The organism is Moorena sp. SIO2C4 (assembly GCF_010672485.1).
Taxonomy (GTDB): Bacteria; Cyanobacteriota; Cyanobacteriia; order Cyanobacteriales; family Coleofasciculaceae; genus Moorena; species Moorena producens.
Window position 1 is genome coordinate 1 of sequence record NZ_JAAHGN010000613.1, and the last position, 4,465, is coordinate 4,465.

General features: G+C 45.3%; 4 protein-coding genes and 1 pseudogene. 1 reads left to right on the forward strand and 4 read right to left on the reverse strand.

The window, feature by feature from the left end; all coding sequences use genetic code 11:
- The 3 genes from F6K20_RS25635 to F6K20_RS25645 form a co-directional block, all read right to left on the reverse strand.
- Positions 1 to 228: hypothetical protein (locus F6K20_RS25635; RefSeq protein WP_287296517.1), on the reverse strand; the 228-nt coding region annotated here is incomplete at its 3' end.
- Between the two features lie 1,042 nt (positions 229 to 1,270).
- Entirely contained in the window at positions 1,271 to 1,483 is a 213-nt protein-coding gene (locus F6K20_RS25640) for a hypothetical protein (RefSeq protein ID WP_008187118.1), read from the reverse strand.
- Complete coding sequence (locus tag F6K20_RS25645; protein ID WP_008187117.1) at positions 1,480 to 1,854, reverse strand: hypothetical protein; 375 nt, start codon at positions 1,852 to 1,854, stop codon at positions 1,480 to 1,482. Before F6K20_RS25645 ends, F6K20_RS25640 begins: the two co-directional genes overlap by 4 nt.
- A gap of 231 nt (positions 1,855 to 2,085) precedes the next feature.
- On the opposite strand from F6K20_RS25645, the gene dnaG reads away from it, so the two are divergent.
- Positions 2,086 to 4,044: a DNA primase gene (gene dnaG / locus F6K20_RS25650; RefSeq protein WP_008187116.1), complete on the forward strand. Its 1,959-nt coding sequence runs from the start codon at positions 2,086 to 2,088 to the stop codon at positions 4,042 to 4,044.
- A gap of 26 nt (positions 4,045 to 4,070) precedes the next feature.
- On the opposite strand, the pseudogene F6K20_RS25655 reads toward dnaG, so the two are convergent.
- Positions 4,071 to 4,465, reverse strand: a pseudogene (locus tag F6K20_RS25655) (ion channel); the annotation flags it as partial.

The following is a 4,465-nucleotide window of genomic DNA, read 5'->3' on the forward strand; positions in this document are numbered from 1 at the left end:
GTAATCGGTAATCGGTAATCGGTAATCGGTAATCGGTAATCGGTAATCGGTAATCGGTAATCGGTAATCGGTAATCGGTAATCGGTAATCGGTAATCGGTAATCGGTAATCGGGATGCGCTGCATCAAAACAGGGAATCAACGTCAAAAAATACTGTACCTCATAACTGCGATAAACGCTAGAAATAGTAAGGAGCAAAAAATATCTAAAAATCAAGTAAGTATCCACTTATAATGGTACTTTAATTTTGTTAATATTTTGTGAACAATTTGGGGATTTACTAGATTTTTATTTATCTAGCAAAACTTTTAAAAAAAATTAATTTAATCAGGAAGAAATAGCAGTTGACAAGTTACCTTTAAATGGTTAAACAGATACACTCTAGCTGTAATAATTCAGCGATCAGCTTCTGAGCAGTCAGCTTTTATAGCGCTACGCGCAAGGGCATTGGCACCCACCCCTAACCCCCTCACAGGGGTAGGTTTTTAACAAAGACCTCAGGTGTGGGGTGTGGGTTGACCGGGTGTGGGGTGTGGGGGATAAGAAAGCGATGCGCCAGTTGGCCAGAATCTCTAAGATGTTGCCTCTTGACACTCCCCGGTCTAAAGACGCGGGGATTCCTAGATCTACGACCGGCCTTAAACCTCCGTATCCTTGCGGCAATACCTAAACCAATATCCCGTCAAGACCAAGATTCTAGTTCAGTTTACGAAAGACCCAGCGGGCTGGTCTCGCGATAGCGTTTAGTTACTTTTTGAGAAGTGCCTTATAAAGTCCCTTGCTTCCCTGTTTCACTTGGTTTCGGCGTGCCCCGCCGTACCATTTTTTTTCAAAGTGTTATCTTTCTTGCTGGGTTCACACACCAATTGTTAGTTGATGGTTGGGTTTTTAAGGAGGACTTTCCCTACCCTCCGGGCATTACTACTTTAAGGTCAATAAGTTACGGGTTTCTCTCCCGGCTCAGCCTCGGTTTTTCAGCCTGTACCCTATGCTTGAATTATACTATAGCGCTAAAGTATTGTCAACTCGGCGACTAAAGTCGCTGCGAGTCTTCATCCCGGAGACGAAACCTTAGAATAGGGCAGCCTTAATTATAAAGTTTTAACCCTTTTGCTCATAGCCGACCAACCGTAAAGGCTGCCCTATTCTTGCGGTAACTTCTGACCCGGTTTAAAAACGCGGGGCTTTCGACTTGCGCGTCCCCTAGTAAAGGGTGTCCGACCGGTAGTGCTACCAACTCATTAATGGCTTGGGTTTGAGTGCGATTGCGCTACGCGCACGCTACGCGATCGCGTCCCAAAACTCTCAACCAGAGGGTTTCTTCTGTAACCGGTAGCTGGTTAATGGCCACCAGGGCTGTCTTGAACAACTCAGGCAAAAAATAGACTCCCTCAATCCAATTACCGGAATCATTAAGTTTGGCAGCAAAACCATTCAACAGCTTGGTTGAACAGTAAGGAGACAGAATCCATAAACAGGTCAAGTCGGTTTCACTGACAGAATTTTTCTTAGGTGCGCTTTCCGTTGGCGAATTAAATTCGCCACGGGTCGCACCTCTCGTCGTGCCTGGCGCTGCAGCTCACCATACAGGGCAAACAACTTTAGCAGACAATTACGCACCGCCATGATCCCTGTGGCATTGCGGAACGGTTCCAATAAACAGGCAGTTGATGCCATCTGACCGAGCAATCCTAAAACCTGGGGTGGTGTGGATGTCGAAGGTGCTGGTAGAAACCAAATATCGACTTGACGAACTTCACTGGTTACTTCCCGGCTGATTTGCACCTGACCATGAGGTGTTAGCAACTCCGTGAGATACTGTTTCGCAAATTGGTCGTGTGGCTGTCGGGTCATTAATCCTAATTCTTTGGGGGTAGTGTTAGTAGCCTTTCACCGATCAACTGGCTAAAAACAGATCCCATGGATCTTGACTTTTTGACCAAGATCTGAAACAGCATCTTGTGTCAAGTCTTGCCCACAGTCGTCATACTGCAATGGCACTAAACCTCAGGCATGTTTTTTAGGGTTTGAGTATGGTGGGACAATAAAGAACACCCTGACCGATTGTAACCACGTAATCCAGCAATGAACATTCCACGGCTACACCCAAACACTATTGAAGCAGTTAAGGAACGGTCTGACATTGTGGATGTGATCTCGGAGCATGTGGTATTGCGTAAGCGTGGCAGAGACCATGTCGGTCTCTGTCCCTTCCATGAGGAAAAAACTCCCAGTTTCACTGTCAGTCCCTCTAAACAACTCTATTACTGCTTCGGCTGCCAAGCTGGAGGGAATGCGATTAAATTCCTGATGGAGATTGGCAAGCACTCCTTCTCGGATGTGGTGCTGGATTTGGCACAGCGCTACCAGGTGCCAGTCCAAACCCTGCAACCGGAACAGCGGGAGCAATTACAACGGCAACTTTCTCTACAAGAGCAACTCTACGAGATTCTGGCCTTAGCCACAGCTTTCTATCAACATGCCCTCAGACAACCCCAAGGACAGCAGGCCCTAGAGTACTTGCGCGGTCAAAGGGGTCTGAGTGAGGAAACCATCATTACTTTCGAGCTAGGGTATGCTCCAGCTAGTTGGCAAACCATCTACCGTTATCTGGTGGAACACAAACGGAAGCCAGTTAAGCTAGTTGAGCAAGCGGGATTGATTAAGCCTAGGGACAATGGTGGGTATTATGATGGCTTTCGCGATCGCATTATGATTCCCATCCACGACACCCAAGGTCGAGTGATTGGCTTTGGGGCTAGAAGTCTCGGGGATGAGCAACCGAAATACCTCAACTCCCCAGAAACTCCCCTGTTTGATAAAAGTAAAACCCTCTTTGCCCTAGATAAAGCTCGTAATTCCATTACCAAGCAAGACCAAGCTGTAGTGGTGGAAGGATATTTTGATGCGATCGCACTCCATGCTACAGGAATTACTAATATAGTCGCCTCCCTTGGTACCGCTTTTAGTTTAGATCAAGTCCGGCAACTATCGCGCTATACTGAATCGAAGCAAATTGTGCTCAACTTTGATGCGGATGCTGCTGGTACCACTGCTGCCCAAAGAGCTATTGGAGAAATTGCTAACCTAGCTTACCAAGGGCTTGTCCAGCTACGGGTACTCAACCTACCTGATGGCAAAGATGCCGATGAATTCCTAAAATCTGCTCCTGACGCTACGGAACAATACCGACAACTGTTGCTCAATGCTCCCTTGTGGCTGGATTGGCAGATTAATCAACTCCTGATTGGCAAAGACCTCCAACAAGCCGATCAATTTCAGCAAGTCGCCCAAGCTATGGTTAAGTTACTCAAGCAACTGGAGGACATTAATCAGCTCACTTATTATATTAACTACTGTGCTCAAATTCTCAGTCAAGGACAAGGGAAACTAGTATCTCTATACATCGAAAATTTCCAAACTCAACTCCAAAAACCCCTGAGAGCTGCCTTTAAGAAATCCCCACCTCGGTTAAAGAAAACCAAACAACAGGGTAATCAAGACTCAAACCTACCTGTTGGTAAAGAACGTACCCTTTTAGAACGAGCCGAAGCCTTACTATTACGGATTTATTTACATTGTCCGGAGTATCGACAAACAATTATTGATACTCTAGACCAGGGAGATTTACTGTTTAGTCTTTCTCATCATCGATTCTTGTGGCAACAAATTATTGAACTGCAAGGGATAGGGACACAATTTTACACTACCACCCCTGAACAGCTAATCTCCCGTTTACAAGACCGGAGTTTACAATTTCCTAGGGAAATGACTCAAGTCGCCCATCTATTTCATCTTGACGAAACCTGTACAGAAGATATTTTGCGAGCCCCGATGGTAATACAGGCAGCAGCAGCTTCTCTAGAAATAGTAGCCTTGGAAAAACATCGGCGCTATTGTTTAGAGCAATGGCAAAAAATTGACCTTAGTAATGATTGGCAACGTAAGCAATACTATTGGCAGGAATGTCAAGAAGCTAATCGCAGGCTGATCGAGTTAGAGAAGATACGTCAGGTTGGTATTTCAGAGCTATTAATTATGTAGCAGTTCTAAAACCCTATAAATTTCTATTACTTAATATCATGAAAGTGGCTATAATCAATAATTCTACTGCCGTCTGATTTCCTATGAAACATATCGACAAAACGCCTATCCCACAAAATTTCTGATGCGGTGTAGGAGTGACGAGCGTGAATAGTCTGGGAAACCGTTTCATCAATACCGACTAGGGTGATAATAAGTGTAGCTTCCATTTCAGCGAGAGACTCTGGTGTTTCCCCATATAACGGACTACTTTGATCAATCGGATGCATCACTGTCCAAGTTAGACCAAAGCTAGGGGTTTGGCTACGCAACAGTTTCATGTCGTAGAATCGACGCATGGATTCCCCTTCTAAGGTCACTTCATAGCGCAGCAAACTTACCCTGAGCTGAGCTTCCAGAATCCGATTATCCCGTTCATTGG

What these genes read in the sequence shown, in the direction of transcription:
- F6K20_RS25645 (WP_008187117.1), bottom strand. Translation starts at nt 1,854, where the DNA reads ATGACCCGACAGCCACACGACCAATTTGCGAAACAGTATCTCACGGAG.
- dnaG (WP_008187116.1), top strand. Translation starts at nt 2,086, where the DNA reads ATGAACATTCCACGGCTACACCCAAACACTATTGAAGCAGTTAAGGAA.